General features: G+C 64.1%; 23 protein-coding genes and 1 pseudogene. 10 read left to right on the top strand and 14 right to left on the bottom strand.

Translation table 11 applies throughout. The features are described 5' to 3' along the window. The first annotated feature begins 410 nt into the window (after nucleotides 1-410). Nucleotides 411-1,562: a CapA family protein gene (locus AC0L3D_RS30555; protein ID WP_473646844.1), complete on the top strand. Its 1,152-nt coding sequence runs from the start codon at nucleotides 411-413 to the stop codon at nucleotides 1,560-1,562. Between the two features lie 32 nt (nucleotides 1,563-1,594). Here the strand turns inward: AC0L3D_RS30555 and AC0L3D_RS30560 are convergent, their stop codons facing one another. Both AC0L3D_RS30560 and AC0L3D_RS30565 read right to left on the bottom strand, forming a co-directional pair. Beyond that, nucleotides 1,595-2,020: a c-type cytochrome gene (locus tag AC0L3D_RS30560; RefSeq protein ID WP_023802275.1), complete on the bottom strand. Its 426-nt coding sequence runs from the start codon at nucleotides 2,018-2,020 to the stop codon at nucleotides 1,595-1,597. Nucleotides 2,021-2,085: 65 nt separating this feature from the next. Next, nucleotides 2,086-2,445, bottom strand: coding sequence for a hypothetical protein (locus tag AC0L3D_RS30565; protein WP_023802274.1), 360 nt, complete (start codon nucleotides 2,443-2,445; stop codon nucleotides 2,086-2,088). 358 nt (nucleotides 2,446-2,803) lie between these two features. On the opposite strand from AC0L3D_RS30565, the gene AC0L3D_RS30570 reads away from it, so the two are divergent. Next, nucleotides 2,804-3,955, top strand: a complete 1,152-nt coding sequence (locus AC0L3D_RS30570) for a helix-turn-helix transcriptional regulator (RefSeq protein ID WP_023802273.1) — start codon at nucleotides 2,804-2,806, stop codon at nucleotides 3,953-3,955. A gap of 128 nt (nucleotides 3,956-4,083) precedes the next feature. On the opposite strand, the gene AC0L3D_RS30575 is transcribed toward AC0L3D_RS30570, so the two are convergent. The 5 genes from AC0L3D_RS30575 to AC0L3D_RS30595 form a co-directional block, all read right to left on the bottom strand. Next, nucleotides 4,084-4,968, bottom strand: coding sequence for a patatin-like phospholipase family protein (locus tag AC0L3D_RS30575; RefSeq protein ID WP_023802272.1), 885 nt, complete (start codon nucleotides 4,966-4,968; stop codon nucleotides 4,084-4,086). Between the two features lie 20 nt (nucleotides 4,969-4,988). Then, complete coding sequence (locus tag AC0L3D_RS30580; RefSeq protein ID WP_473628833.1) at nucleotides 4,989-6,329, bottom strand: M16 family metallopeptidase; 1,341 nt, start codon at nucleotides 6,327-6,329, stop codon at nucleotides 4,989-4,991. Nucleotides 6,330-6,591: 262 nt separating this feature from the next. After that, nucleotides 6,592-7,956 (bottom strand): M16 family metallopeptidase, encoded by a 1,365-nt coding sequence (locus AC0L3D_RS30585; protein ID WP_287346899.1) that lies wholly within the window; start codon nucleotides 7,954-7,956, stop codon nucleotides 6,592-6,594. A 94-nt stretch (nucleotides 7,957-8,050) separates the two neighbouring features. Next, complete coding sequence (gene rsmD, locus AC0L3D_RS30590) at nucleotides 8,051-8,605, bottom strand: 16S rRNA (guanine(966)-N(2))-methyltransferase RsmD (RefSeq protein ID WP_023802269.1); 555 nt, start codon at nucleotides 8,603-8,605, stop codon at nucleotides 8,051-8,053. Next, a complete protein-coding gene (locus tag AC0L3D_RS30595) occupies nucleotides 8,586-10,721 on the bottom strand; it encodes a pseudouridine synthase (RefSeq protein WP_473646846.1) in 2,136 nt (711 codons plus the stop codon). The genes rsmD and AC0L3D_RS30595 overlap by 20 nt, the downstream gene beginning before the upstream one ends. Nucleotides 10,722-10,897: 176 nt before the next feature. Between AC0L3D_RS30595 and AC0L3D_RS30600 the strand changes: the two genes are divergently transcribed. Then, nucleotides 10,898-11,350 (top strand): nucleoside deaminase, encoded by a 453-nt coding sequence (locus AC0L3D_RS30600; RefSeq protein WP_473628814.1) that lies wholly within the window; start codon nucleotides 10,898-10,900, stop codon nucleotides 11,348-11,350. Nucleotides 11,351-11,377: 27 nt separating this feature from the next. Here the strand turns inward: AC0L3D_RS30600 and AC0L3D_RS30605 are convergent, their stop codons facing one another. After that, nucleotides 11,378-12,052, bottom strand: coding sequence for a hypothetical protein (locus AC0L3D_RS30605; RefSeq protein WP_473628812.1), 675 nt, complete (start codon nucleotides 12,050-12,052; stop codon nucleotides 11,378-11,380). A 191-nt stretch (nucleotides 12,053-12,243) separates the two neighbouring features. After that, nucleotides 12,244-15,228, bottom strand: a complete 2,985-nt coding sequence (ileS, locus tag AC0L3D_RS30610) for an isoleucine--tRNA ligase (protein WP_473628811.1) — start codon at nucleotides 15,226-15,228, stop codon at nucleotides 12,244-12,246. 55 nt (nucleotides 15,229-15,283) lie between these two features. On the opposite strand from ileS, the gene AC0L3D_RS30615 reads away from it, so the two are divergent. Beyond that, nucleotides 15,284-15,469, top strand: a complete 186-nt coding sequence (locus tag AC0L3D_RS30615) for a hypothetical protein (protein ID WP_473628809.1) — start codon at nucleotides 15,284-15,286, stop codon at nucleotides 15,467-15,469. 243 nt (nucleotides 15,470-15,712) lie between these two features. Further along, nucleotides 15,713-15,799 (top strand): antitoxin Xre/MbcA/ParS toxin-binding domain-containing protein, encoded by an 87-nt coding sequence (locus AC0L3D_RS30620; protein WP_473646864.1) that lies wholly within the window; start codon nucleotides 15,713-15,715, stop codon nucleotides 15,797-15,799. 35 nt (nucleotides 15,800-15,834) lie between these two features. On the opposite strand, the gene AC0L3D_RS30625 is transcribed toward AC0L3D_RS30620, so the two are convergent. The 3 genes from AC0L3D_RS30625 to AC0L3D_RS30635 form a co-directional block, all read right to left on the bottom strand. Continuing rightward, entirely contained in the window at nucleotides 15,835-16,647 is an 813-nt protein-coding gene (locus tag AC0L3D_RS30625; protein WP_473646847.1) for a MipA/OmpV family protein, read from the bottom strand. A gap of 231 nt (nucleotides 16,648-16,878) precedes the next feature. Continuing rightward, nucleotides 16,879-17,862, bottom strand: coding sequence for a bifunctional riboflavin kinase/FAD synthetase (locus AC0L3D_RS30630; protein ID WP_473646849.1), 984 nt, complete (start codon nucleotides 17,860-17,862; stop codon nucleotides 16,879-16,881). Between the two features lie 43 nt (nucleotides 17,863-17,905). After that, nucleotides 17,906-18,766, bottom strand: coding sequence for a TIGR01459 family HAD-type hydrolase (locus tag AC0L3D_RS30635; protein WP_023802261.1), 861 nt, complete (start codon nucleotides 18,764-18,766; stop codon nucleotides 17,906-17,908). A 139-nt stretch (nucleotides 18,767-18,905) separates the two neighbouring features. Here AC0L3D_RS30635 and AC0L3D_RS30640 point away from each other — a divergent pair. After that, nucleotides 18,906-20,291, top strand: a pseudogene (locus AC0L3D_RS30640) (hypothetical protein); the annotation flags it as partial. A gap of 294 nt (nucleotides 20,292-20,585) precedes the next feature. Here the strand turns inward: AC0L3D_RS30640 and AC0L3D_RS30645 are convergent. After that, the gene (locus tag AC0L3D_RS30645; RefSeq protein ID WP_473646850.1) at nucleotides 20,586-21,413 is read right to left on the bottom strand and encodes a DUF2189 domain-containing protein; all 828 of its coding nucleotides are present in this window, start codon (nucleotides 21,411-21,413) and stop codon (nucleotides 20,586-20,588) included. Between the two features lie 170 nt (nucleotides 21,414-21,583). Beyond that, entirely contained in the window at nucleotides 21,584-22,288 is a 705-nt protein-coding gene (locus tag AC0L3D_RS30650; RefSeq protein ID WP_473646851.1) for a glutathione S-transferase family protein, read from the bottom strand. A 106-nt stretch (nucleotides 22,289-22,394) separates the two neighbouring features. On the opposite strand from AC0L3D_RS30650, the gene AC0L3D_RS30655 reads away from it, so the two are divergent. From AC0L3D_RS30655 to AC0L3D_RS30670, 4 genes are all read left to right on the top strand, one after another. After that, nucleotides 22,395-22,760: a winged helix-turn-helix transcriptional regulator gene (locus AC0L3D_RS30655; RefSeq protein WP_473646853.1), complete on the top strand. Its 366-nt coding sequence runs from the start codon at nucleotides 22,395-22,397 to the stop codon at nucleotides 22,758-22,760. 232 nt (nucleotides 22,761-22,992) lie between these two features. Then, nucleotides 22,993-24,114 (top strand): PspA/IM30 family protein, encoded by a 1,122-nt coding sequence (locus AC0L3D_RS30660; RefSeq protein ID WP_473646854.1) that lies wholly within the window; start codon nucleotides 22,993-22,995, stop codon nucleotides 24,112-24,114. A 5-nt stretch (nucleotides 24,115-24,119) separates the two neighbouring features. Further along, nucleotides 24,120-24,740: an OB-fold-containig protein gene (locus AC0L3D_RS30665; protein WP_473646856.1), complete on the top strand. Its 621-nt coding sequence runs from the start codon at nucleotides 24,120-24,122 to the stop codon at nucleotides 24,738-24,740. A gap of 54 nt (nucleotides 24,741-24,794) precedes the next feature. Beyond that, complete coding sequence (locus tag AC0L3D_RS30670; protein ID WP_473646858.1) at nucleotides 24,795-26,495, top strand: flotillin family protein; 1,701 nt, start codon at nucleotides 24,795-24,797, stop codon at nucleotides 26,493-26,495. Nucleotides 26,496-26,620: the final 125 nt, after the last annotated feature.

Raw genomic sequence — 26,620 nt, forward strand, 5'->3', positions numbered from 1 at the left:
CGCGGGCGCCCCCCCCCCCCCCCGCCCCCCCGGCGCCGCCGGCCCCTCCCGGGGGGCCCCCCCCCCGGCGCGGGGGGGGGGGGGGGGGGCCCCCGCCGCCCCCGGAGAGGGGTCTTTCTTTGCAGGCGCAGTCCCCTCTCCGTCTCGGCTTCGCCGAGCCACCTCTCCCCACTTTCGTGGGGGCGAGGAACCCAAGCTGGAACGAGGCCGCTCAGCCCCCTCACCCGATATTCTGAATCCGCCCCCAGGTGCTCTTGGTTCCCCAGATGCCGGAGCGATGCGCCTCGAGCCGAACGATCTGGCTGTGGTCGACGAACAGGTTGATCTCGCGGCGCGCGATGCGATCCGCGCAAATTGGCTGGGAACCCCTTGGGGTCACCGGGTGTTGGCACGCAGGAGATTCGAGAGCGATGCCGCAGATCGCGAACAACGCCGCCGCAGGATCTGAACGGTCCGTCCGAAGCAGCGCAAAGCTGTTCCTGTGCGGCGACGTGATGCTCGGGCGCGGCATCGATCAGGTCCTCGCCAGTCCCGGCAATCCGCACCTTGGCGAGCGCTTTGTCAAATCGGCGACGACCTATGTCGAGCTTGCCGAACGCGTCAATGGCCCGATCCCGAGAAAGGTCGACGAGGCGTATGTCTGGGGCGATGCGCTTAACGAATTGGGTCGTGAAGCGCCCGATGCGCGGATCATCAATCTCGAGACCAGCATCACCACCAGCCTGTCCTTGGCGCCCAAGGGGATCAATTACAAGATGAACCCGGCAAACATCGGCTGCCTGGCGGCGGCACGGATAAACTGCTGCGTGCTCGCCAACAACCATGTGCTCGACTGGGATGAGCCTGGCCTCGTCGAGACCCTCGATACGCTGCGGCTTGCCGGCCTCGCCTATGCCGGGGCAGGGCTTGACGCCGACGAGGCGGCGGCGCCTGCCGTCATTGAACCGGCCGGCGGGGGCCGCGTGCTGGTCTTCGGCTTCGCGCTCGAGTCGAGCGGCGTTCCAACTTCATGGGCAGCCGGAGCTTACAAGCCAGGCATCAATTTGCTGGCGGATCTCTCGGCCCGGTCGCTCGAGCAGATCGCCCGATCCGTGCAAGCCATAAAACAGCCTGGCGACCTCGCGGTGGCCTCGATCCACTGGGGCGGCAACTGGGGCTACCAGGTTCCGGCGGAAGACCGCGCACTTGCCCATGCTCTCATCGATGTTGCAGGTTTCGATGTCGTGCATGGGCACTCCTCCCACCATCCCAAGCCGATCGAAATCCATCACGGCCGGTTGATCCTCTACGGATGCGGCGACTTCCTCACCGACTATGAGGGAATCACCGGCAATGAAACGTTTCGTGGTGAGCTTGCGCTGATGTACCTGCCGCGGCTCGCCATACCGGACGGTACGCTTGTTTCGCTCGAGCTGGTGCCGTTCCAGCTCGCCAGGTTCCGGCTAAACCGCGCCCTGCGCGAAGATGCCGCCTGGCTCGCAGCCATGCTTGAGCGCGAGTGCTCATCTTTCGGCACGCATGTGGCGCTCGCGGACGACAATCGTCTCACCGTCGTCTGGTGAAGCCGGCAACCTGCGATCAGCAGCCAGCCGCTCTAGCGTTCAAGCCGCTCAGGCCGTCCTCGGCCAAGCGCACCGTCGGCGCGGGCCTGCAGGTAGGCGTAGATGTCGTCGATGTAAGGAGCGACGTTGGGGTCGTCGGCGAAGCCCTTCATCACCGAAGGGCCGCTGCGCACACCGTCGCGAACGTTGCGCCGAAAGACCTCGAGATCGGGCAGCCGGTCGACAAGGGCCGAGGCGAAGGTCGAGCCCATGCCGTCGGGACCATGGCAGTGATTGCAGCTGCCATGATAGCGACGGAAGCCGTTATAGGTCCGCGCATCGACCTTGCCGCCGACAATTTCGTAGAACTTGCCCGGGGCCAGCTCAGCCTGGGCGCCGAAGCCGGCGCCGACGGTAAAGACGACAACACACAGGACGAGCCATGCAGACGTCGTCTGTCGCCGACGTTGCAGGCTCATCCAGCGCCGCCGCAAGGCACCCGCCTCTGAATCACCAACCTTGGATCGCCTCACTCGACCTTGGATCAGTCAACGGCGAGCTTCGGGGAAGATACCACGATTCCGTCTATAGCCTGCGGACTGACGACGAGCTTGCCGCCGACACGCGATATCTCGATGATCTGGTCCGACTCTCCCAGCTTGCCCGGCACGGAGACCGCGACTATCTGGTTCTCGGTCAGTGTCGCCACGAAACGCACGGGCAAGCCAGCCTCGCCCTGCGCGATCGTGGTGACCACCCGATAGCCGTCCTCCTGCGGCGTGTAATAGACGACACCAAGGAAACCGGCGAGATCGATGCTTTCGGCCTTCATGGCTCCAAGCTCGCCGGCATGCGCGGGCATCGCCGCGATGCAAAGTGCTGCAAAAGCAATGTACTTGTACATAATGCTGCTCCATTCCGAATTGTCCGGGTCGAGCCCGGCTCAAGGTTTCAGCAATAGACGGTCGCGCCGTGATAATCGGCGCACGCAGGCAGAATTCTGGATTAGTCCCCCCGGCTGCATCACAGTGGCGAAGGTCCGCGAGCCGAGAACGCGCTGAACCCACTGGTTGTCACAGTTAAGTGTGACCTTATCTTCTGGGGCGAGAGTATTTCACCGCCCGGGTGCTTGCGCATCCCCTGTTTGGGGGAGATAATCGGAATTTAAGCGATCGCTAAAGTTGGAGAAGCGAGAGCACCTGTGAGAGGGCGCGGCTTTCCGCCCGCATCGGACGCGCTGTCGACATGCGAGGGGGCCGTCGATGGCCAAGGCATTGTCGCATCATGAGCTGTCGAAGCTGATCGGCTCGATCTACGATTGCGCACTCGACCCGGAGCGATGGGAGCACGCGCTTGCCGGAATCAGGGATGCGCTCGACGCCCAGACTGCGGTCCTGCAGCTTGACGACCTCGCCAACGACCGGCTGCTGATCTACAGGACCGTGGGCATAGAGCCGTACTGGCTGGAGCAACAGGCGAAATATATCCCCGAGATCCACGCCCGGCTGCTCGAGGATCTCTCGACATGGCCTTCGCTCGATATGCCGCATGTGGTCTCACGCCATATCCCTCAAACCTACCTGGAGACCTCCCGGTATTTTCAGGAGTGCCTGAAGCCGCAAGGCCTGGTCGACGTCATGTCGTTCTTCCTGATCCACACCCCTACCCGCCTTGCCGGCTTCGCCGTTGCTCGGCATAAGCGGCAAGGCATTATCACCGAGCGCGAAATCAAGCTTGGCAGACTGTTGCAGCCGCATGTGCGCCGTTCGGTGATAATCAGCAACATGCTGGACATCGGCACTGTCGAGCGCGCAGGAATGGCCGAGGCACTCGATGCGCTCACATGCGCCGTGGTCCTCACCAATGAACGTGGCGCCGTCCTGCACGCCAACCGCTCGGCCAAGCACATGCTGCGGAGCGGCGGCCCGATCCAGGATGTCCGGGGCATTCTGCAAGCGAAGATCCCGTCGGCTTCCAGGGAACTTCACAGCGCCATCATGCTTGCGGCTCAGGATGAGGTCAGCATCGGCAAGACAGGGCTTGCCGTCCTCCTCAGCGAATCCGGCCTGCCGCCCGTCTTCGCCCGCGTGCTGCCGATGGCCGGCGGCGACCTGCGCGCCGACATGGAACCCGCGGCGGTAGCCGCGGTGTTCATCGGCAATGCACCGGACGAGCATGACGCCGCCGGAATGCTGGCGAGAGCCTTTGGGCTTACGCTGGCCGAAACCCGCGTGCTCGCCAGCCTTGTCGCCGGGCACACCTTGGCCGAGACCGCCGCCAGCCTTCACATTGCCAACGCGACCGCCAAGACCCATCTCGACAATATCTTCCAGAAGACCGGCGCCTCCCGCCAGGCCGATCTGATGCGCCTCGTCATGCAGATCGTTCCGCCCGCCTGGCAGCCTGGTCCCTGAACCACACTCGTTCACCGCTTTGGATACAGGTATCCAACGCCGCGGATGGTCTTGATCAGTTCTGGCTTGGCAGTCAGTGCGTTTCTAATGTTCAGCGCTTGCGCTTGTTTCGATGAGGCAACCGAGCATCAGGCTTTCCGCGCCACGCCCCCCACCTGCTTGGTGCGCCTGCTCGTGTCGACCTTGGCCCGCATCTCCACCGCCTTCTCGATCTCCCGCTTCAGCTCGTCTTTGATATCAGCCGTTTCGGCCATCAAGGCGTCGATTTTCATGAAATCGAGCACGCGGTATTTCGACACCGCCGGCCTGACCAGTATGTCCGGCTGGCATTGCCTCAGCTTGGCGGCGATGATCGACTGCATCATCAATTGCGTGGCACCGAACATCAGGTCGACGGAGGTCGGGTATTTGCGCCCGCCTTTGGCCGGCGCGCCAACGACGTCGACGGCGATGATGATGTCGGCGTCGTCCTCGATCAGGTCGAACGGCACCGGATTGTAGATGCCGCCGTCGATCAGCAGCCTGCCGTCGCGCATCACCGGGCGAAATACCGCGGGAATAGCCGCCGAGGCGGCAAGCGCTGAATGCAGGTCGCCGTCGCTCAGCACGGCGAGCTTATGGCCGAAGAAATCCGTGGCCGTCACCTTCAGCGGTATTTTCAGATCGGCGAAGCTTTCGGGTATGGCGTCGGGCATGAATGCCTTGAGGATGCGCTCGACATTGAACTGGGTGACACCCAGCCCGCCCTGCAGCGCCTCGGCAAAGGTGCCTGGCCGCGCCCGCCACATGCGCGCCGCCACCTCGGCGCGGCGGCCGAGGATCGAGCGCATGTAGTGGTGAATGTCGCTGCCGGCCATGCCCGAAGCCATGCCGGCGCCCATGATGGCGCCGATCGATGAGCCTGATATGGCGACCGGCCTTATACCCAGCTCGTCCAGCACCTCGATGACATGGATATGCGCCAGCCCGCGCGCGCCGCCGCCGCCGAAGGCGATGCCGAAGCTCGGGCTCATCCCCTGCCCCCCATTTGGGCTCATTCCTCCTTGGCCTCGCCGTGCTTCGGCCCGACGACCATGATGGCCGGCTCGGCGGAAAGCAGCTTTTTCGCCGCCGCCTTGACCTGATCCAGCGTCACCGCGTCGATGAGGGCGGCGCGGCGCTGCATATAGTCGCTGCCGAGCTTGTCGAGCTGCAGCTCGAGCAGCGTCGCGGCGATGGCGCCGGAGGAGTTCAGATTGTTGATGGCGTAGGCGCCGATCAAGTATTTCTTGGTCGCCGCCAGTTCCGCTTCGGTCGGCCCTTCCTGGGCCATGCGCTTCACCACCTCGCGCACCACAGCCAAAGTCTCGGCCGCCCGGTCCGCGCGGGTCGCCGTGGTGATGGCCAGGGCGTCGGCGTGCTGGTGGTCGACCAGGTCGGAACTGACGCTGTAGGCCAGGCCGCGTTTTTCACGCACCTCTTCGAACAGCCGCGAGGTGAAGGCGCTGCCGCCGAGGATCTCGTTCATCAGAACTGCGGCGAAGAAATCCGGCGCACTCCGCTCGACGCCGGGATAGGCGAGTTGCAGCGACGTCTGGGGCTGGTCGTAATTGACCTCGAGCTGCTGGTTGAGTTTCGGATCGACATCGGCGACGGGCGCGAGCGCCTGATGCTGCGGCAGGCCGCCGAAGACCATATCGAGCTTTTTCTTCAACGTCTCGGCATCGATGGCACCGACCACCGCCACATGCAGGCCATCACGAGCGAAATTCGCCTTGTGAAAGGCGATGAGATTGTCCGGCGTGATGGTGGCGATGCTTTGCCTGGTGCCCTCTTCGGGCCGCGCATAGGGATGGGTGCCGTATAGTGCCTCCAGCCATTTGCGCTGGGCGAGTGTGTCCGGGTCAAGCTCGTTGGCGATGATGCCGGACAGCACTTGCGCGCGAATGCGGTCGATTGGCGCCTGGTCGAAACGCGGCTCGGTGACCGCCAGCCGCAACAGGTCGAACGCCGCGTCGCGCTGCTCGGCAAGCATGCGCATCGAGCCATAGATGCCGTCGCGCGCCGCTTCGAAGCTCATCTCGGCGCCGACGTCGTCGAGCTTGATCTGGAAGGACTCGCTGTCGAGATTGCCGGCGCCCTCGTCGAACAGGCCGCTCATCAGATTGGCAAGGCCCACCTTTCCAGCGGGATCCTGCGTCGTGCCGCCGTCGAAGGCGAAGCGGATGGCGACGAGCGGCACGGAATAGTCCTCCACCAGCCAGGCGGTGATGCCCTTTGACGACGTCACCTCCTGGATGCTCATGGCCGCACGAGCGGAAAGCGCCGGCAGGACGAGGAAGACGAGGGAGAGGAGCAGGGTAACTAAAGGGGTGGCAACACGCTTCGGCGCAATCGCTTCGGATAAATGGTAGCTTCCGACTGATTTTCGAGACGAATAGCTGTCGGAGTCAGCGCCGCCCCTCATCGCCCTGCCGGGCACTTCTCCCCGTATAGTGACGGGGAGAAGGGGCTGGCCGCAATGCCCGCGCCCTTCTTCCGAACGCTGGTGATTGGCGAAACCGTCGATGACAGCGCCCCTCTCCCCGTCACTATACGGGGAGAGGATGCCGGCAGGCAGGTGAGGGGCAGCGCAAACGCTCAAGCTCGTCATCACATCAATTCCCTGCCTGTGTCTGCGGCAAGAGATAGCCTGATGTCGAATGGTTGAGATTGAGATAGCGCGCCGCAACCTGCCTGACTTCGTCGGCGGTGACCTTGCGGATGCGGCCCGGCCATTCCTCTACATCCCTGACGTTGCCGCCGGTGGCGAGCGTCGCGCCGTAGATGTTGGCCATCGAATCCTGCTTGTCGCGGGCAAAGATCATCGAGCGGACGAAACGATCCTTGGCCTTCTCCAGCTCGCCCGATGTGACGCCCTCGCTGGCGATGCGGGCGACCTCGGCCTCGACCGCCGCCTGGACATCGGCCAGCTTGGCGTCGCCGCGCGGCGCGCCATAGACGGTGAAGTTGGTGGCGTCGAGCATGGTGCCTTGGAAAAAGGCGCCGGCCTCGGCGGCAATGCCTTGCTTGACGACAAGCTGCTGGTACAGCCGGCTGCGGCTGCCGCCGCCGAGGATCTCCGCCAGCAGGTCCAGCGCTTCCGCTTCGCCCGGCTTCGCAGTGTGATAGGAGGGAACCACCCATTGCGTCGAAAAATTCGGCACGCTGACACGCGCGTCAGCGAGCGTCACCGTGCGCCTGGTGTTCTGTTCGGGTTCGACCGGACGGATGCGCGGCGGCAGGTCTGGACCACGCGCGACCTTGCCATAGGTCTTTTCGGCCAGCGCCTTGACCGCCTGCGGCTCGACGTCGCCGGCCACCACCAGCACGGCGTTGTTGGGCGTATAATATTTGTCGTAGAAAGCCTTGGCGTCGGCGCGGTTCAGCTTTTCCATCTCCTGCATCCAGCCGATCACCGGAATGCGATAGGGCTGGTTCTGCCAGAGCGTGGCGTCGACCTCCTCGCCGAGCACTGCCTGCGGATTGCTGTCGATGCGCGAGCGGCGTTCCTCGAGGATGACGTCGCGCTCGGTGGCGATGACGTCGTCGTTGAGGATGAGGTTGCGCATGCGATCGGCCTCGAAATCCATCATCTGCTCGAGCGCCTGCGGCACCACCGTCTCGTAAAAGGCGGTGTAGTCATAGGAGGTGAAAGCGTTGTTCGAACCGCCGATGGCGGAGACGGCGCGGTCGAACGCGCCGGCCGCATGGTTGGTCGTCGCCTTGAACATCAGATGCTCGAAGAAATGGGCGATGCCGGACTTGCCCGGCGGCTCATCGGCGCTGCCGAACTTGTACCACACCATATGAGTGACGATCGGCGCGCGGCGATCGGGGATGACAACGACCTCCATGCCGTTGTCGAGCAGGAAATTCGTCACCTTGCCGTCGTCCGGCTTGTTGTCGGCCAGAACCGGCCCGGTCATCACAAGAGCCAGCGCAAAAAGCGTACCGCGCAGCCAATCAGCCTGAGATGTCATCAATGACTCCGGTTGTCATGGGGTGGGACGATAGGCGGGGGTGTTGCCACAGGCAAATTGATTTGTTCGTCATTTTGAAGGCGCTGCGCTCCCTTCATCCAACCTCGATGAAGCGGATAACCGTCTCGCCATAGCTGCGCTCGTCGACAACCGAAAAGCCCGGCCCTGCCTCGAACGGCGCCGCTGCCGCCTCCTCGACGACGCAGAGCGCGCCGGGGGCGAGCCAGCCGCCGGCCTTGGCCGAGCGCAAGGCACGCTCGCCCAGGCCCTTGCCATAGGGCGGGTCGGCGAACACCAGGCCGAACGCGGCCATCGTGCCCGCCTCGCCGAGAGCCGTAGCGTCGCGACGGAATATCTTGGTACGCCCGGTGAGGCTGAAGGCCTCGACATTGGTGCGGATCAGGCCGCGCCCTTCCGCCGATTCTTCGATGAAGACGCCATAAGATGCGCCGCGCGACAGCGCCTCGAGGCCGAACGCGCCGGTGCCGGCGAACAGGTCGAGCACCCGCGCGCCGACCAGCCTATCGGGGAAACGATGCGCAAGCACGTTGAAGACAGCCTCGCGGGTGCGGTCGGTGGTCGGGCGGATGGCGCTTGAGCGGGGCGTCGCCAGCGGACGCCCGCGAAACTCACCGCCGACGATCCGCATTGCCTCCCCTGGATCCCTTGGGGCCGCTGCGCGGCCGGTCGCCGCCTTTGCCGCCATCATTTGGGCGTTCGCCACGCGGCTTGCCGAACGGCTTTGCGCCTCCGGGCTTTCCCCCTCCATGGGCGGGCTTGCCATAAGACGGCTTGAACGAGGCCTTGCGTTCCTTGGCTTCGGCCACCCTGGCGGCATCGGCGTCCGCCCTGCCCTTGCCGATCGGCCGCGCGCCTGGCGCCATCCAGACATTGGCCTTGCGCTGGCCCGGCGGCTCGATCGGGCGCTGCTCGCGTTCGGACTTTTTCCCGCCGCCCGGTTTGCCGCCGAAGCCGCCCGGCCCGCTACGTTCAGATTTGGGGCCGCGATCGGCAAAGCCGCCGCGTTCGGGCCCGCTACGTTCAGATTTGGGGCCACGCGCAGCAAAGCTCTTTTCCGTCCCGAAGCTTCTGCCGGGACTTGTCGACAGCTTGCCCAGCGCCTCGTCGCGGCTGCCTTCGCGGCGCTTGCGGTTCTTGATCAATCCGCCTTCGCCGATCGGACGGCGTTCGCCATCGCGGGTGAATTTCGGCCGCTCAGGTTCCTCTTCGCGCACCGCTTCGCGCCGCACCGGCCTGTTGGAAAACGGCTTGGTGATGTCAGCGTCGAAATTGGCGCCGGACTCCTCGACCAGGCGTTCGCCGAGCTGGTCGCGCAGCACCCGGCCCTTGATCTCCAGCACATGGCCCTCGGGCAGGTCGTCGAGTTGGAACGGTCCGTAGGAAATGCGGATCAGTCGCGTTACGTCGAGGCCAAGCGAGCCCAGTATGTTCCTGACCTCGCGGTTCTTGCCTTCGCGCAGGCCAAGCGTCAGCCAGGCGTTGGTGCCTTGCTCGCGGTCGAGCGTCGCCTCGATGGCGCCATAGAAGACGCCGTCGACGGCGATGCCTTCGCGCAAGCCGGCGAGCGCACTTTCCTCGACCTTGCCGTGGACGCGCACGCGGTAGCGCCTGAGCCAGCCGGTCGCCGGCAGTTCGAGCACGCGCGCCAGCCCGCCGTCATTGGTGAGCAGCAGCAGGCCTTCGGTGTTGATATCGAGCCGGCCGATGGTCATCAGCCGCGGCAGGTCGGCCGGCAGCACGTCGAAGACGGTCTTGCGGCCCTCGGGATCACGATTGGTGGTAACGACGCCGGCCGGCTTGTGGAACAGGAACAGCCGGGTGCGCTCGATCGGCGGGATCTCCATGCCGTCGAGATGGATGATGTCGCCAGGCATCACATTGAAGGCCGGCGAGGACAGCACCCTTCCATTAACCTTGACGCGGCCGGCCGCGATCAGTTCCTCGGCATCGCGACGCGAGGCAAGACCGGCGCGGGCCAGCCGCTTGGCAATGCGCTCACCAGCCTCTTCCGTCGCTTCGGCGGGACGCGGGCGCGGCTTGAAGCCGCCCGATGCCCCTTGGGGCCGAGCGCCGGCAAAATCGCGCTTGGGCCGATCGCCGAAGTCGCGTTTTGGGCGATCGCTGAAGTCTCCCTTGGGACGGTCGAAGCGCCTTTCGCTGCGCTCGCCTTCGGCAGCCGCCGGCCGGTCGCCGCGCGGCGCGTATGGCTTGCGCGGCCCCTCGCGCTTTTCATAAGGCTTGCCTTCCGGACGCGGCCCCTTGCTGAACGGCCGGTCGCCGCTTTTGAAGTCGCGCTTCGGCCGCTCGCCGTCAGCCGCCATTGGCCGGTCGCCGCGCGGCGCGTACGGTTTTCGCGGCCCTTCGCGCTTCTCGTAAGGCTTGCCTTCCGGACGCGGCCCCTTGCTGAACGGCCGGTCGCCGCTTTTGAAGTCACGCTTCGGCCGCTCGCCGTCAGCCGCCATCGGGCGGTCGCCGCGCGGGGCGTATGGCTTGCGCGGCCCCTCGCGCTTTTCATAGGGCTTGCCGTCGGGCCGTGGTCCTTTGCTGAACGGCCTATCGCCACTCTTGAAGTCGCGCTTCGGCCGCTCGCCGTCAGCCGCCATTGGGCGGTCACCGCGCGGCGCGTAAGGTTTTTTCGCGCCGAAGGATGGCTTGCCGCCTTTGCCAGCAGCGGCATCGCGACCACGCGGGCCCGATGGTTTCGAGCCGTTCTTGCGCGGGAATTTCTTGTTTTTGTCGTCCATGTAGCTTTGCTCGTTTGCACTACAGCGCCGCGCGTCCGTACGGACGCGCAAAGGACGCTGTAGGACTTTGATTTGGTGCATGATCCCTTCCGAAAACCGATTTCGGTTTTCGGGATCATGCGCTAGATAACAGGATCACGCCGGAGTAGCGAGGAGATAATCGGAATGGAAACCGCTTGAAGCGGCCGGATTTCATGGCGCTGGCACTGAAGGAGGCCGAAGCCGCCGTCCTGCGCGGCGAAGTGCCGGTCGGCGCGGTCATCGCCAGCGGCGATACGGTCGTTGCCAGTGCCGGCAACCGCACCCGCGAGCTTGCCGACCCTACCGCCCATGCCGAGATGCTGGCGATCCGCGAAGCCTGCCGCAAGCTGTCGAGCGAGCGGCTCACCGGCCACGATCTCTATGTGACGCTGGAGCCCTGCGCCATGTGCGCCGGCGCCATTTCCTTCGCCAGGCTGCGCCGGCTTTATTTCGGCGCCGCCGACGAGAAGGGCGGCGCTGTGGTCAACGGCGTGCGCTTCTTCGCCTCACCGACCTGCCACCATGCACCGGACACCTATCCAGGCATGGCCGAGAGCGACGCAGCCCTGCTGCTGAAGGATTTTTTCAGGGAGCGACGCGAACCCTAACGTCGCAGGATTCTTAGCGCCGGCAGCTTACCACGGCAGCCAGTCGAACATGCCGCCGCTCTTGTTCTTGGCGGCCGCTTCCCGCTTGAGGCGGCGTGCTTTCTTGTACTCGTCCTCGCCGAGGTCATCGACCGGCGCGGTTGCGGAAGCGGCGCGATACTGCACCGGCGGCTCGCTCAGATATCGGCGGGTGTTCGGGTCGCCCTGCTTTTGTTCGGCAAGGCGGCGCTTGACTTCGGCGGCGCGGCCCTTGTCCGAATCCGCCGGCTTCCAGGCCGGCGGATGACTGGAACCCGAGTCCTTCATCGCAGCCTTGATCGCGGTTGGATCCGTCTGGACGTCATCGACGATCTGCGCCTGGTAGGACGGATCGTCCTGGTTGAGCGTGGCCTCGGCGCGCAGGCGAGCGCGGCGCTGCTCGGGCGATTCCGGCCAATCGGCGCTTGCCGTGGCGCTGTCCTGCGGCGGCGGCAGTTGCTTCTGGCCCGGCGCCGGCTTCACCAATTCGGGGCGCGGCTTGTAGTCGATCTTTTCCTTGTTCTTCGGCATGACTGAAAAAGCGCTGGTGAGATCGCCGGCAAGCTGGGCGGAGGCGGTCTTGTCGGTCCCGTAGGTCGGCGAGCCCATGCAGCCGGACAGGGCCAGGCCGGATGCGACAAGCGGCGCCAGCAGCGCAACGCGCGCGCAAGTTCTTTCGGTCATGCCAAAAAGTCCCACTCTAGACAGCCTCTCGATCGCCGCCGGCCAAAGGTCCGGTCCCCATCGCCTATGCTCTTCCGACGGAAATCCGGCGACAATTTGTCGTCCGGAGTTTCGCGTGTTTATCTCAACCACTCGTTAAGGGCAACGAGCCGAGGCCGATCAGCCGCCCGCCGCGGCATTTGTGCACCGCCTTATATACGACCAAGCGCCTTCAATTCATGCAGCACCGCCGCGTCCCGCGCCGAAACCTCGGGGAATTGCTTGTCCTGCCCGACATCGGCCGTGTAGCGCCATGAGCGCGCGCATTTGAGCAGGCCGCGGTCCTCGGCCTTCTCGACCACCACGGCGACGCCCTTGACGTCGTCCAGAGTGAAGGCGCCGGAAGGCGCGTTGCCATGCGCAATGACCAGATCGCTGGTGATCGCCATTTCGGCCATGTCGACATCCGATATCGCCGCTTCGAGCGCCGCATCATCGAGCGTGACGACCGGCACCGCTTCCAGAGACGAGCCGATGACCTTCTGGGCGCGCGCGATTTCCAGCGCGCCGGTGATGACGCGGCGAACCTGCCGCACCTTGCGCCATTTTTCCGCCAGCGCCTCGTTCTTCCAGTCGGCCGGGATTGGCGGAAACTGGTCGAGATGCACCGAGACGGCGTCCGGGTGACGGTCGAGCCAGGCCTCCTCCATGGTGAAGGGCAGCATCGGCGCCAGCCATTTCACCAGGCAGTCGAACAGTTGGCGTACCACCTGCACGGACGCCTTGCGCTTTATGCTGGACGGCGCCTCGCAATAGAGCGCGTCCTTGCGGACGTCGAAATAGAAGGCCGACAGCTCGACCACCATGAAATCGAGCAGCGTGCGGGTGATGCGCTTGAACTCGAAGGCGTCGTAGCCCGTGCGCACGACCTCATCGAGTTCGGCAAGCCGGTGCAGCATCAGCCGCTCCAGCTCCGGCATCCTGTCCAGCGGCACGTCCTCGCCATCGTCATGGGCAAGCGTGCCCAGCATCCAGCGGATGGTGTTGCGCAGCTTGCGATAGGCGTCGATGTTGGTCTGCAGCACGTTCTTGCCGAGCCGCTGGTCCTCCCAGTAGTCGGTGGTCACCACCCATAGCCGCAGGATATCGGCGCCCGACTGTTTGATAACGTCCTGCGGCACGACGGTATTGCCGAGCGACTTCGACATTTTCCGCCCCTCCTCGTCCATGGTGAAACCATGGGTAACGACGATGTCGTAAGGCGCCCTGCCCCTGGTGCCGCAGCTTTCGAGCAGCGAGGAGTGGAACCAGCCGCGATGCTGGTCGGAACCTTCGAGATAGACGTCGGCCGGCCATTTCAGATCCGGACGATTCTCCAGGGTGAAGACATGGGTCGAGCCGGAATCGAACCAGACGTCGAGGATGTCCATCACCTGCTGCCATTTCGAGGCATCGTGATTGCCGAGGAAACGCTCCTTGGCGCCGGCCGCAAACCAGGCGTCCGCGCCTTCCTTCTCGAAGGCGTCGATGATGCGCTGGTTGACCGCCTCGTCGCGCAGGACGTTGCCGTCGCCATCGGCGAAGACGGCGATCGGCACGCCCCAGGCGCGCTGGCGCGACAGCACCCAATCGGGGCGCTCCTCGATCATGGCGCGGATGCGATTCTGGCCGGCAGCCGGCACGAAGCGGGTGTCGTCGATCGCCTTCAGGGCACGGCTGCGCAGCGTCGTGCCGTCGCCGAGCTCCTTGTCCATAAAGACGAACCATTGCGGCGTGTTGCGGAAGATGATCGGCTTCTTCGACCGCCACGAATGCGGATAGGAATGCTTCAGCCGCCCGCGCGCGAACAGCGCATTGCGCTTGATCAGCTCGTCGATGACCGCCTGGTTGGCATTGCCCTTCTTGCCGTTGTCGTCGATGACGCGCGCCGCACCGCCCTCGCGGTCCGCGCCGAAGCCTGGCGCATCCTTGGTGAAGAAGCCGGCATCGTCGACGGTGAACGGGATCGCTGTGTCGATGCCGCGCTGGCGAAGATCTGACGCAGCGTCCATCCAGGCGTCAAAATCCTCGCGGCCATGGCCCGGCGCCGTGTGGACGAAACCGGTACCGGCTTCGTCGGTGACATGCTCGCCGGCGAGCATTGGGACGTCGAATTCATAGCCGCCATTCAAACCTTTGAAGGGATGAGAAAGCGTAAGGCTTCCAAGCTCTTCGGCCGAAATGCTACGGAGGCGGTCCATCGTCACCTTGGCTTTGGTCGCAGCCTCTTCCGCCAGCGCTTCGGCAAAGATCAGCCTTTCGCCAGGCTGCGGGCCGAAAGCATTCTCGGCCGCAGTGACCTCGTAGAGGCCATAGTTGATGCGTGGCGAATAGTTGACGGCACGGTTGCCGGGGATGGTCCATGGCGTGGTCGTCCAGATAACGACATCGGCCTCCAGCAAGTCCAGTGACGTCTGCGTCAGCCTCGGATCCAAGGCTGGCTGCCCATCTTCGACGTTGGTGACCTGACGAGCGAGGCTGACGACCGGAAACTTCGCCCAGATCGTATCGCTCTCGTAGTCCTGGTACTCGACCTCGGCCTCGGCCAGCGCGGTGCGCTCGACAACGCTCCACATCACCGGCTTCGAGCCGCGATACAGTTGGCCCGACATGGCGAATTTCAACAGCTCGCCGGCGATGCGCGCCTCGGCATGGAACGCCATCGTCGTATAGGGATTGTCGAAGTCGCCGACGACGCCGAGCCTCTGGAACTCGCCGCCCTGCACCTTGATCCAGTGTGCGGCGAACTCGCGGCATTCCTTGCGGAACTCGTTGACCGGCACCTCGTCCTTGTTCTTGCCCTTGGCGCGGTATTGCTCCTCGATCTTCCATTCGATCGGCAGGCCGTGGCAATCCCAGCCGGGCACGTAGTTCGAGTCGTAGCCGCGCATCTGGAACGAGCGGGTGATGACGTCCTTGAGGATCTTGTTCAGCGCATGTCCGATATGGATGCTGCCGTTGGCGTAGGGCGGGCCGTCGTGCAGCACGTATTTTTCGCGGCCGGCGGCGTTTTCGCGCAGCTTGCGGTAAAGCTCCATGTCCTGCCAGCGCTTGACCAGCAGCGGCTCCTTCTCGGGCAAGCCGGCGCGCATCGGAAAATCCGTCTGCGGCAGATAAAGCGTCTTGGAATAGTCGATCGTTTCAACAGTGTCGGTCATCGGCGTATCGGTCATTGGTCTGCCATATGCATTGCCCGGCAAAAGAGCCCGGGCGTTGAACTATCATGATCTGGAAAAAGCGCGAGAGGCCGCGCGCAAAATTCCCGGCGGCTCCGGCGGCGCTCAGGCCGCCCGGAACACCGGGCTTGTAATTCGCATCGCAATCGCGAGCGCGCGAGGAAACTGCGTCATGACCGGGCTTTTAGACGAGGCCGGCTCCATTGAAAAGCCCGAACTCTGATGCTTACCCTAGAGCGTTTACCAATTGCGCCTATGTTTGTCGGCAGATGGTATTGGAAGACCAACATCCACGGTTGTATTTCACAGTTTAGCGCACCGGAAGGAACGAAATGTGACCCTGTACGATTGCCGAGTCCGGCCGCGCTCTGCGACTTGAACGCATTTCAGCGATGGCGGATCGCGTTTCGGCAACCATGAAAAGGCGCAGCGGTGGCTGCGCAAGCCAAGTCGGGTGCTCACCCAAGTGCCCATCGATCTCCTGCAATCGGAAGCAGGTGCCACGCTTGTGGAAGACGAACTCAACCGCATCGCCTACGGCATAGTCGCCTGAGCCATGCGGCTGCGCGCAATACACAACCTGCGACATCACATCGAGAAATCGAAGCGATAGGTCGTCGAGACGCCGATCGTGAACTGATCCCTTGAGCCGCGCTCCTTGACCAGGCTGGAATCGGCCGCCGGGCCCATCAGCCGCGAATATTCGGCGAACAGGCTGGCCGTCATCGGCTCGGTCACTTTCCAGGTCACCGCGCCGCCGAGGCCCGCCGACTTCACGCCACCGTCCGGTCGGTACCGGCTGAGGCCCGACGCCACGGCTTCCTCGGCGTCGACGCCGTAATAGGCGTCGAAATAGTCCGACGTGGCGAACGAAACGCGCGGCCCGCCCGAAATCCTGACCTCCGGCGTCACATCGTGGAATGCGTCGGCGGCGATGTCGGCGACGAAGCCGTTATGGGCGCGAATGCCGTGCCGCAATTCGGCGCGGGCGCGCAACCAGTCCAAAGGATAGAATTCGAAGAAGCCGCCGGCCTCGCCGCCCCAGCGCACCGGGTCGAGGCCTCTCAGTTCGTCGGCGTCGTCGCCATCGCGCGAAAACAGGATTTTTCCGGCCAGGCCGGCGCGGAAGCCGCCTTCGTCGATCAACCCCAGCGAGATGTTGTCGTTGCGCGAGGTGAAGCGGGCCGCAGGACCGGCCTTGCCGAGCGAGATGATCGGCTGGGCGCTGAGTATATAGTTCTTGCTGCCTTCGAAATCGGGGGCGACCAGGCCGGTGGCGCCGACTGTCAGATACCAGTCGCCGGACAGCCAGCCCAAGGCGCCATCGGCGGCTTCGGCGGCACCGGGCGCGCCCAGCAGTAAGGTGGCCAAGACCACCTGATATACCTTGATAGAACGCATCGTCACTCCATACGCACGAAACACCGGCGGGAACAACCTGCCTGCAAAGAGCCATGGCGCCGGTTGAGTAAACTTTGATTTAAACTAGACACGCTGACTCACTTTTTTGGCGTGCATCCAGCGCAAGCTGCTCGCTGGACGGGCATGACCCTCGGCGATACCCGCCAAATTGGCAAGATGCCAAGTGACGACAAATGTCAGGCGACGCCGCGATCGGCCTGGCGAATTCGCTCAAAAAGCAATGGCCGTGTCGAGCTCGGACAGCGGGCTGACGCCGGCAAGCAGCGCCCTCGCCTCGGCCTCGTCGCGTTTCATCTGCGCGACCAGCGCGTCGAGCCCGTCGAACTTCACCTCGGCGCGCAGGAAACCGAAGAAGGACACCGCGCATAGCTCGCCGTAGAGATCGCCGGAGAAGTCGAAGACGAAGGTTTCCAGAAGCGGCGCGCCGTTGTCGTCGACGGTCGGGCGGCGGCCGAAGCTGGCGACGCCATCATGAAGCGTACCGTCGGCACAGCGGAAGCGGACGGAATAAATCCCTTCCTTCAGAGTGGCTTCCGGCGAAAGCCTCATATTGGCGGTTGGAAAGCCGAGCGTCCGGCCAAGCTGCTGGCCGCCGATCACCTCGCTCTCGACCGTGAAGCGGTAGCCGAGCAGGCCGGCGGCCTCGGCCACCGCGCCTTCGCACAGCAGCGCGCGGATTCGGCTCGACGACACCACTTCGGCGCCTTCGTCGCGAAAGGCGTCAACCAGGGTGACGCCGAAGCCGTGGCGTTCGCCGGCCGCCATCAGATAGGCCGGGCCGCCTTGCCTGTCCTTGCCGAAGTGGAAGTCGAAGCCGGTCACGGCGTGAATGATGCCGAGATTGCTGTCGAGCACGTCGGTCACGAACGCTTCCGCCGACAGTGCGGCGAAGGCGCGCGTGAACGGCTGCTCGACGAGTGCGGCAAAGCCCAGATGCGACAGCAGCCGTGCCTTCATCGGCGGCGGTGTCAGCACGAACAGCGGAATCTCGGGCCGGAACACCTTTCTCGGATGCGGCTCGAAGGTCAGCACCAGCGCCGGCGCGCCGCGCCGGCGGGCCTCGGCCAGCGCGCGTTCCAGCACGGCCTGGTGGCCGCGGTGCACACCGTCGAAATTGCCGATCGCCACCACGCCACCCCGCAAATGGGCAGGCAGCGGCGAGATGGCAGAAACGCGTTCGAAGGCTTCCGTCATTTCGGGGCTTGCGTCATTTCGAGGCTTCCGTCATCGAGCGAGCCTACTGCAGTCTCGGAATGACCGCGACCGGCCGGTAGCCATGCCTTTCCAGAAAGGCGATCAGCCTGGCCGGATCCGGTTGTAGCGGATCGCCGTAGTCGCGGGCATGGATGCCGCCCGACACGTAGAGCACGTCGAAGCCATTGTCGGCAGCGCCCTTGATGTCGGTCATCATGCCGTCGCCGATAGCCAGCACGTCCGAGCGCTCGACCGGGCGGCCGAGCAGGTCGGCGATCTCCTTCATCGCGACGTCATAGACCGGGGCATAAGGTTTTCCGGCGATCAGCGTGCGCCCGCCGAGCTGGGCATAGTCGCGGGCCAAGGCCCCGGCGCACCAGATCATCCGCTCGCCGCGCTCGACCACGATATCGGGATTGGCGCAGATGAAGGGCAGGTTCCTGGCGCGCAGCCGCCGCAGAAGATCGGCGTAGTCCTCCGGCTTCTCGACCTCGTCGTCGAACAGCCCGGTGCAGACCACGCCCGACGCCTCGAACTCCTCGACCAGCTCGACATCAAGCCCGTCATAGAGCGTGAAATCGCGATCGGCGCCTATATGGAAGATCTTTCGCGGCCCCTCCATGATCAGGTCGCGGGTCACGTCACCGGAGGTGACGACGCGGTCATAGGCCGCAGAGGGAACGCCGATCGCATTCATCTGCGCCACCACATCGGCGCTGCGCCGCGGCGAATTGGTGATCAGCACGACAGGTATCTTCGCCTCGCGCGCGGTGCCCAGCGCCAGAGCCGCGGCCGGAAAATGCCGTTCGCCATTGTGGACCACACCCCAGACGTCGCACAGGATGGCACAATAGGCTCCCGACAAATCCGCGAGCGAGCCGATGATATCGGGCGAGTCCGCCATATCGTTTCCCAAATCATGATGGTTGCGAGCGTCGCCGCCGACGTCCACCGCGGCAGGGGTCCACCGCGGCAGGTTCGCATTAACCGAAGCACTTGACCCTGTCACCAGCTTTCACATTTTTCAGGATTCCCCTGGTTTCAGGCTGAAGCAGGTCAGCAAACCGGTGCAGTTCTCCCTGGTGCCGTTCGCTGCTTCGGTCAATGTCGGTCCCACCCATGACCAGGACAGCTGGATGGACCAGGATGGCATCTCCCCGATCCAGCATGAGGATTTCGACTGGACGAAGATGACCGCCGCCAACGATCCGGACAGATACGCCGAGAAGCTCAACGGCGTCTGGTACAAACGCGGCACCGGCTGGGGCGACACCGAGGATCAGCCACTGACCCGCTTCAGCCTCTACGCCGACATCACCGTCGAGTCCGGCCGCGAAGAAGTGCCTAACACGAAACAGTATATCTGCGACACCTATAACAAGAAAGGTAACTGCAGCAGCGGCCCACCCCGGAATATATCTACACCACCAGCCGCTATGCGAGTTGGCAGGGTTGCGTGGAGGCGAGGCCGCACCCGTATAACAACGACGACACGACGCCTGATACCGCCACACCTGCCACGCTGTTCGTGCCGATGTTTGCGCCCGACGAGGCCGGCACGCTCTGGCTCGATTTCAACCGCGACGGCGCTAACGACGTGATCTATCTGAACTATGGTTACGGCAACAACTGGTGGGCCGACTGGCCTTACACCGACAGCCCAACCGCTTCGCAGCGGCAGTCGGACATGCGCAAATATTTCCTGGTCAAGCCTTACGGCTCGAAGTCGGCTGCCTCGGGCGACGGCCCAAATTCGTCCCTGCACGACCAACCCGATCACGCCGCTCAAAGACGTGACTCAGCTTGCCCAGAAAGAGGAGATCGACAACGCCATCGACGCCATGGCGCCGAACGGCAACACCAACGTGCCGGAAGGCCTTGCCTGGGGCTGGCGGACGGTGTCGAGCAACGAACCTTTCACTGCGGGCCGGCCGAACACTGAAAGAGGCAACGACAAAGTGGTCATCGTGCTGACCGACGGCGCCAATACCTACAGCGCCGTCAGCGACAGCGGCTACGCCAATAACAGGTCGACCTATGCCGCTTACGGTTACACCGGCCTGACATATCCGGGGTCTGGAAGCGTGACGCGGCTGTTCATGAACACAAGCACCGACATCGGCAAGACGACCTACACGGGCGCCAACTACACCGCCGCGCTGGACGAGCAGATGCAGACCCTTTGCGGCAACGCGAAGAAATCGAACGTTCTCGTCATGACCGTTGCGCTCGACCTGTCGACCACCGATGCCGGTGACAAGAAAGCACTCGACGCGCTGAAGGCCTGCTCCTCGGACTCGCGCTTCCGCAAGGATCCCACCGATCCGACCAAGCCGGCCAAGCTGTTCTGGAACGCGACCGGGGCGACGCTGTCGGACAATTTCAGGGAAATCGCCAACGAATTGTCGAACCTGCGCATCGTCGGCTGAAGGGGGTGGGGTCGGCTGAAGGGGGCGCAAGCGCCCGGAAATGACAGGCTGGCGGAACAGCGCCCCCCTCTGTCCTGCCGGACATCTCCCCCACAAGGGGGGAGATCGGATGTCGGCACGGCTTTCGCCAATCTCCAACGCCGCAGAAGAGGCGAGGCGCAGAAGCTGCCGATCTCCCCCTCGTGGGGAGATGCCAAGTTGTGGCAAGGGGGCAGGACAGAGGGGGGCGAAGGCTCGCGACCGAACAGCTTTGTTTGGGCCGCTGCATTCTTCCGCTGTTAACGCCGCTTCAGCCTACATCGGCCGCCGGTCCGGCTGCGCCCGCTCCGGTTCGACCAGCCTGCGATAGAGATGCCAGGTCGCATGGCCAAGCACGGGCATGACGACGGCGAGCCCGGCAAACAGCGGGATCGAGCCGATGACCAGCAGCACGGCGACCATCAGGCCCCACAGGGCCATCTGCAGCGGGTTTATCATCACCGCCCGTGCCGAGGTCTCGATCGCCGAGACCGCGCCGACATCACGGTCGAGCAGCAGCGGGAAAGCGACGACGGTCGTCGCCAGCACGATCGCGGCGAAGACGAAGCCAGCCGCATTGCCGAGCAGGATCAGCGTCCAGCCTTTGGGCGTTGTCAGCACCTCGCGCACAAAGCCACCGATCGAGGCCGGCGGCTGAGCGCCGAACAGGCTGGTGTAGATCGATTGCGCGGTGAACAGCCAGATCAGGAACAGTACCACCAGCATGATGCCGATGACCGCGATCGCCGGCAGCGCCGGCGAGTGGCGCACCTCGAGCGCGTGCCACCAGGACGTGTCCATGCCGAGCTCGCGGCGGCGGCTGATCTCGTACAGGCCGATCGCGGCGAACGGTCCAAGCAGGGCGAAGCCGGACATCAGCGGGTAAAGCAGCTGGATGGCGTAGGCGCCGGATGTCGTCCACTGCGCCAGGATCAATCCTACCACGGGATAGATCAGGCACAGGAAGACGTAATGCGATGGCTTTGCCCAAAAATCCTCGACGCCGAGCCGCAGCACATCGATCAGGTCCGCCGTGGTGATGCGGCGCACCCTGGGCTGCACGTGCATCCCACGCGCGTCCGACATGACATGAAAGCTGGCCATACCCATTCTCCCGTATTCAGGGGGCGGCCACCGCCAGGATGGCCGCCCGTAGCTGCCACTTCAAGAGCGATGGCATGATAGCCGAATTCGATGTGCTTGTCGCGAATCGGGTGGGATTGAGCATGCGCGGCGCGGCACAGGCCGTGTTCGTGCCGCGCCGCTGGCGTGTGCTAGACACCAAATCGTTCAATCACCTCGGCCAGCGGAACGTGGCCAAGGCAGGCAACCGAACCCGCCGGCGTTTCGCCGTCCTCGATGGCCTGCGCGTATCGCACGTCCGGATTGCTTTCGATCCGACGGCGCAGCGCTGCCAGCCTGGGATAGGCGGCGCCGTCGACCGCCTGGTGGAACTCCGCCCAACGTGCCACGCCGATCAACGTGGTATCGGCCAACGTCAGGCGGTCGCCGACCAGAAAGTCGGTGTCGCCGATCATCGCCTCAAGCCGGTCGTGGCGTTCGGCAACGGCCTGGCGGCCGAAGTCACGCAAGGTCGCCAGCAGGGCCGGTTCGGCCGATTCCATTTCATAGGCAGCCCAGAGCGGGGTGAAAGCGGCGGTGAAACCGGTGTTCACGAAAGCCATCAGCTGATGCATCCGGTCGGCTTCCGGCGAGCGCGGGTCGAAGCTGATGCGACGTTGCGTGTCGCGGGCTTCGAGCCAAGCGGCAATCGCCATGGTCTCGGTGAGCACTCTGCCTTTGTCGGTGATCATCACCGGCGTTTCCTGGCGGCCGTTGATGCGGGCATAGGCATCGTTCTTCATTTCGGTGAGCATGTCGACGCGGCACAGGCGGTAGGGCTGTCCGAGGCGTTCAAAAGCAGCGACGAGCCCCATCGAACTTCCCGCCGGGACGCCGTAAAGGAGGATAGGTTCCATTTCTTTGTCTCTTCCATGTTCAGGGATCACGCTGCGCAGCGAAGCTTGACCCTAAACGCTGGTCGCCCCATGTAAATTACGCACTATTTTGTAACCAGGATCCGCCATGAAAGATGTCGTCTCAAGCTGCCCGATCGAAGAGGCCATGCGTGTGCTCAGCGGTCGCTGGCCGACCTTGCTGCTCTACTATCTGAAGGACGGGACCAAGCGCTTCAGCGACCTGAGGCGTGACAACCCGACCGTGTCGCACCGCATTCTGGCGCTGGAACTGCGCAAGCTGGAGGAAGCCGGGATCGTGCGGCGAACGGCGCATGCCGGCTATCCGCTACGCGTCGACTATGATCTCACCGCAGCGGGTCTCAAGCTTGTGCCGCTCATCGACGCCTTGGGCGACTGGTGGGAAGCTACCGAGGACAATCGAGCCGGCGGGGTCTCATCGACGGCGGAAACAAGGCTGGTAGCGGCGGAATAAGCAGTGGGGGAAATTTGGCGATTGCAACTATAAGTTGTGCGACTGCTTGGGTGGAATCAGCCGACCGGGCCGAATACCTCAGGGAGCGCGCAGCGCCAGACGTTGTCTACTGGCCAACACCTGCGGTTACCAAACAACACACGTGTAACGCTCCTATCACTAAATCACGTTTTTGGTGATTGTCACTTGAAATCCCCTCAATCACTTGTTAGGTGATTGAGGGGAGAATCATATGAAGATCGCGCAATACAAGCTGATCCTGAGCCGCGCTGGCGAACGCGCCATCGACATGACTTTCGCGGCCTATGCCGTCATGCACGACATCCTGGATCGCACCGCCTCTAACCAACGCACCAACACGTTTGAACTCCAGAAGCTCGCCTATGAAGCGATCCGCGCCGAGACGGGCCTGCCGGCGCGACTGGTGACCAATGGCATTCGCGAATACGCCTCCGGCGCCTGGTCGCCCGACCGGCTGCCGCTCGACGACAAGCTCATGTCCTTCAAGGGCGTCGACAAGGTTTCGATTTCTACCGTTGAGGGGCGTGTGATCGCGGGATTCCTGGCCACCGGCTACTCCGATAGCCAGGAGAAGGCGCAACTTTCCCATCTCGTACGGGATAACGGGGCCTATCTGCTCACCGTTCCGCTGTCGGCGGACATGCAACACAGGGAGATCGAAGCCATGCAGACCGAATCCATTTCCGGGCGCGTTTCGCGCCTCGCCGCCGGCCTAGTCGCAACCGTGATCGACGGCCTTGAGAAGAAGGCTCCCGAGGCGGTGGCCGAACAAGCGATCCGCGAGATCGACAAGGCCGCCGACGAGTTGAAATCCAACCTCGCAGCGCTTATCGCCGAGCGCAAGCGCTACACCCTGCAGAAGGACGACCTGACCGAGGAACGCGAGGGGCTGGACCAGAATATCCGTGTCGCCCTGCAAGAGGGCCGCGAAGACCTCGCACGGGCCGGTATTGGCCGTCAGGACGACATCGACGCGCAGGCCGCCTCTATCGACAAGCTGATCCAAGATGTTGATGTGCGCATTGACGAAGCGCGAGGCGCGCTGAGCGCCGCAAGTGCGGCCCGCCGCGATTCCGAGGAGCGGGTGAAGATAGCGCGTCGCGCCCGCGAGGCGCAGAACCCGGGCACGGCAGGCAACGCTGGCGGCGGGTTCCGCAAACCCGCACCGGAGGATCGCATTGCGGCCGCGCTTTCCAGCGTGGCGCGGCTGACCGACCTGCCCGCTGGCAAGCCGCGCGACAACGATCTTGTCGAACTCGAAGAATTTGGGCGCCAGCGCCGCATTGACGACCGGCTGGCGGCTCTGCGCAGCGAACTCAAGGGTAAGAAGTAGCGCCGATGGCAGAAATTCTCCACGCGCCGGCGCTCTATCTCTATCCATTGCTGGCAGGGATGTTGCTGGGTGTCCTGCAGATCGTCCTGTTCTTTGTTGGAGCCGGGCATTTTGACCATGGTAGCGGCGAAGACGGCGCGGTCGACCACCTCCTCGACGCCACACATCTGGGCGACGTATTCGATTGGTTGAATTTCGGTCGGGTACCCTTCGCCATCCTGATACTGCTTCTGCTGGTCACGTTCGGCATGGTCGGCATCATGCTGTGGCAGATCTTCCCGGCCTTGCCGGCGTGGAGCTACGCTTTTGGCGCGGCGCCGGCGGCGGTGATGGTCACGAAGATCACCGGCGGCTGGATCGCTCATCTCCTGCCGCAGGACGAGAGCTACGCCGTCAACCACGATCATCTGGTCGGGCGTCGCGGCACGGTCACGCTCGGGCCGCTGGACGACGGTCGGCCCGGCTCGATCCGAGTGCGCGATGAGCATGGCGAATTGCATACGCTGCGGGCGCGGCCCGCAGACGCGGGAATGAAAATCGAGAAAGGCGGCTTAGTCGTGGTGGTGAAAGCCGCCGAGGGACCTGGTCGTGTCTGGCTGGTAGTGCCGTTCGAGGAGCACATCTAGCCAGAGCTTTGGGCAAAGCTGAACATCAAACACTTTCAAATCTGGGGGCAAGTTATGGACAATATGGTTCAATTTCTGATCTGGGTCGGCATCGTTCTCTTCGTGATCGCGGTGATCGGCTTTGTGCTCGGGCGGCTCTACCAGCGCGCCGAACGTGACGAGGCCTTCGTGCGTACCGGCGTCGGCGGCCGCAGAGTGGTCAAAGACGGCGGCGCGCTGATCCTGCCCATCTTGCATGCGCTGGCGAAGGTCAAGCTCAACACCGTCAAGCTGGTGGTCGACCGCCGCCGCGAGGACGCCTTCATCACCTCTGACCGCATGCGCGTCGACATCCGTGCCGAGTTTTACGTACGCGTCGACGGCACGGATGACGGCATCGGCCTCGCTGCGCAGACACTGGGCGACCGTGTCAACGACCCGAAGGCAATCCAGGATCTGGTGGAAGCCAAGCTGGTCGACGCGCTGCGCTCCGTCGCCGCGCGCAACACGCTCGATCAGCTGCATGAGAATCGCTCGGACTTCGTTAAGGCGGTGCAGGACGCAGTCGAGACCGATCTGCGCTCGAACGGGCTGGAGCTGGAATCGGTGTCGTTGACGGGCCTCGACCAGACGCCGCGTGAGTTCTTCAACGAAACCAACGCCTTCGACGCCGTCGGTTTGGCCAAGCTGGCAACCATCACCGAACAGCGCCGCAAGGAGCGCAACGAGGTGACGCGGAAGACCGAAGTGGCGATTGCCGAGCAGGACCTGAACGCCTCGCGCGAAAAGTACGCGTTGAAGCGGCAAGAGGAAGAGGCGCGGCTGGAGCAGGAGCGCGACGTAGTCTCCAAGCAGGCCTCCACCCGCTCCGAAATGGCCAAGGCCGAGGAAGCGGCGAAGCTCGCCGAACAGGCCGCCCAGATCGCGCGCGAACGCGAGATCGCCGAGCATGCGGCGGAAGCGCAGCGCGCCAAGGAAGAGGCGCGCATCAACTCTGAGCGCGAGGTTGAATTGTCGCGCCAGAATATGGCGGTGGCCATCGCCAAGAAGAGCCAGGAAACCAGCCAGGCTGAAGCCAAGGCCCGCGAGGCCGAGGCGCTGACGGTTGCGGCTGAAGAAAAGGTGCAGACGGCGCGCGAACGCGAAATCGCCGACCGTGCCAGGCAGATCGCCGTTCTGCAAGCACAGGAAGCGGCGGAATCTGAGGCTGTGTCGGTGACAGTTGGCGCGAGCGCCGAAAAGGCAGCGGCGGAAGACCGCGCCGAGGCGGCGCTGGTAGAAGCCCGCGCGGCGGCGGAAGCGATGAAGGTCCGCGCCGAAGGCGTGATCGCGGAAGGCGAGGCGGAGGCCGCGACCATCCGCGCGACGAACGAAGCGCGTAACCTGCTCTCCGACCGGCTGATCCAGCTTGAACTGACGCAGGCGCGGATCACCATGCTGCCGGAAGCATTAAAGGCGCTGATGGAGCCGGCGAGCCGTATCGATAGCATCCGCGTGTTCGACACGGCGGGATTTTCGGGCGGTCGCTCGGGCGGCGAAGGCGGGCGTTCGGGCCCGGGCGATCTGGCCGATCAGTTGCTGAAGTTCACCGGCAACAAGTCTCTGATCGACGCGCTCCTGAAGGAAGCCGGCATCGCCGGCGCCGGTGGCTCTCTGAAGGATCTGGTCTCGACGCGGCCGCGGGAAACGGATGCTGACGGGGCCGGTCTGTTCGAGGAGGCAGACGGGGCGGACGACGAGTTGGTCGCCCCCCTGCCGGGGATACCGAGGGCCTGAACTGCCCGAGCGCTGATTTGATCGGGCCTGGAACAATCCACGCCCGATCTATTTGCCAGCCAGGATCGCGTTTATGTCAGGCAGGCCGCCTTGCCGCCACCGTGCTGCCCACCGGCGAAGGCGCC

This window comes from Mesorhizobium sp. WSM4837 (genome assembly GCF_055811435.1).

Excerpts from the sequence above, each read along its gene's own strand:
- AC0L3D_RS30565 (WP_023802274.1), bottom strand. The coding sequence starts at position 2,445 with ATGTACAAGTACATTGCTTTTGCAGCACTTTGCATCGCGGCGATGCCC.
- AC0L3D_RS30560 (WP_023802275.1), bottom strand. The coding sequence starts at position 2,020 with ATGAGCCTGCAACGTCGGCGACAGACGACGTCTGCATGGCTCGTCCTG.
- AC0L3D_RS30625 (WP_473646847.1), bottom strand. The coding sequence starts at position 16,647 with ATGCGTTCTATCAAGGTATATCAGGTGGTCTTGGCCACCTTACTGCTG.
- AC0L3D_RS30635 (WP_023802261.1), bottom strand. The coding sequence starts at position 18,766 with ATGGCGGACTCGCCCGATATCATCGGCTCGCTCGCGGATTTGTCGGGA.
- AC0L3D_RS30575 (WP_023802272.1), bottom strand. The coding sequence starts at position 4,968 with ATGAGCCCGAGCTTCGGCATCGCCTTCGGCGGCGGCGGCGCGCGCGGG.
- AC0L3D_RS30665 (WP_473646856.1), top strand. The coding sequence starts at position 24,120 with ATGGCAGAAATTCTCCACGCGCCGGCGCTCTATCTCTATCCATTGCTG.
- AC0L3D_RS30670 (WP_473646858.1), top strand. The coding sequence starts at position 24,795 with ATGGACAATATGGTTCAATTTCTGATCTGGGTCGGCATCGTTCTCTTC.
- AC0L3D_RS30630 (WP_473646849.1), bottom strand. The coding sequence starts at position 17,862 with ATGACGGAAGCCTTCGAACGCGTTTCTGCCATCTCGCCGCTGCCTGCC.
- ileS (WP_473628811.1), bottom strand. The coding sequence starts at position 15,228 with ATGACCGACACTGTTGAAACGATCGACTATTCCAAGACGCTTTATCTG.
- AC0L3D_RS30605 (WP_473628812.1), bottom strand. The coding sequence starts at position 12,052 with ATGACCGAAAGAACTTGCGCGCGCGTTGCGCTGCTGGCGCCGCTTGTC.
- AC0L3D_RS30650 (WP_473646851.1), bottom strand. The coding sequence starts at position 22,288 with ATGGAACCTATCCTCCTTTACGGCGTCCCGGCGGGAAGTTCGATGGGG.
- AC0L3D_RS30585 (WP_287346899.1), bottom strand. The coding sequence starts at position 7,956 with ATGACATCTCAGGCTGATTGGCTGCGCGGTACGCTTTTTGCGCTGGCT.
- rsmD (WP_023802269.1), bottom strand. The coding sequence starts at position 8,605 with ATGCGGATCGTCGGCGGTGAGTTTCGCGGGCGTCCGCTGGCGACGCCC.
- AC0L3D_RS30655 (WP_473646853.1), top strand. The coding sequence starts at position 22,395 with ATGAAAGATGTCGTCTCAAGCTGCCCGATCGAAGAGGCCATGCGTGTG.
- AC0L3D_RS30555 (WP_473646844.1), top strand. The coding sequence starts at position 411 with ATGCCGCAGATCGCGAACAACGCCGCCGCAGGATCTGAACGGTCCGTC.
- AC0L3D_RS30645 (WP_473646850.1), bottom strand. The coding sequence starts at position 21,413 with ATGGCCAGCTTTCATGTCATGTCGGACGCGCGTGGGATGCACGTGCAG.
- AC0L3D_RS30570 (WP_023802273.1), top strand. The coding sequence starts at position 2,804 with ATGGCCAAGGCATTGTCGCATCATGAGCTGTCGAAGCTGATCGGCTCG.
- AC0L3D_RS30595 (WP_473646846.1), bottom strand. The coding sequence starts at position 10,721 with ATGGACGACAAAAACAAGAAATTCCCGCGCAAGAACGGCTCGAAACCA.
- AC0L3D_RS30660 (WP_473646854.1), top strand. The coding sequence starts at position 22,993 with ATGAAGATCGCGCAATACAAGCTGATCCTGAGCCGCGCTGGCGAACGC.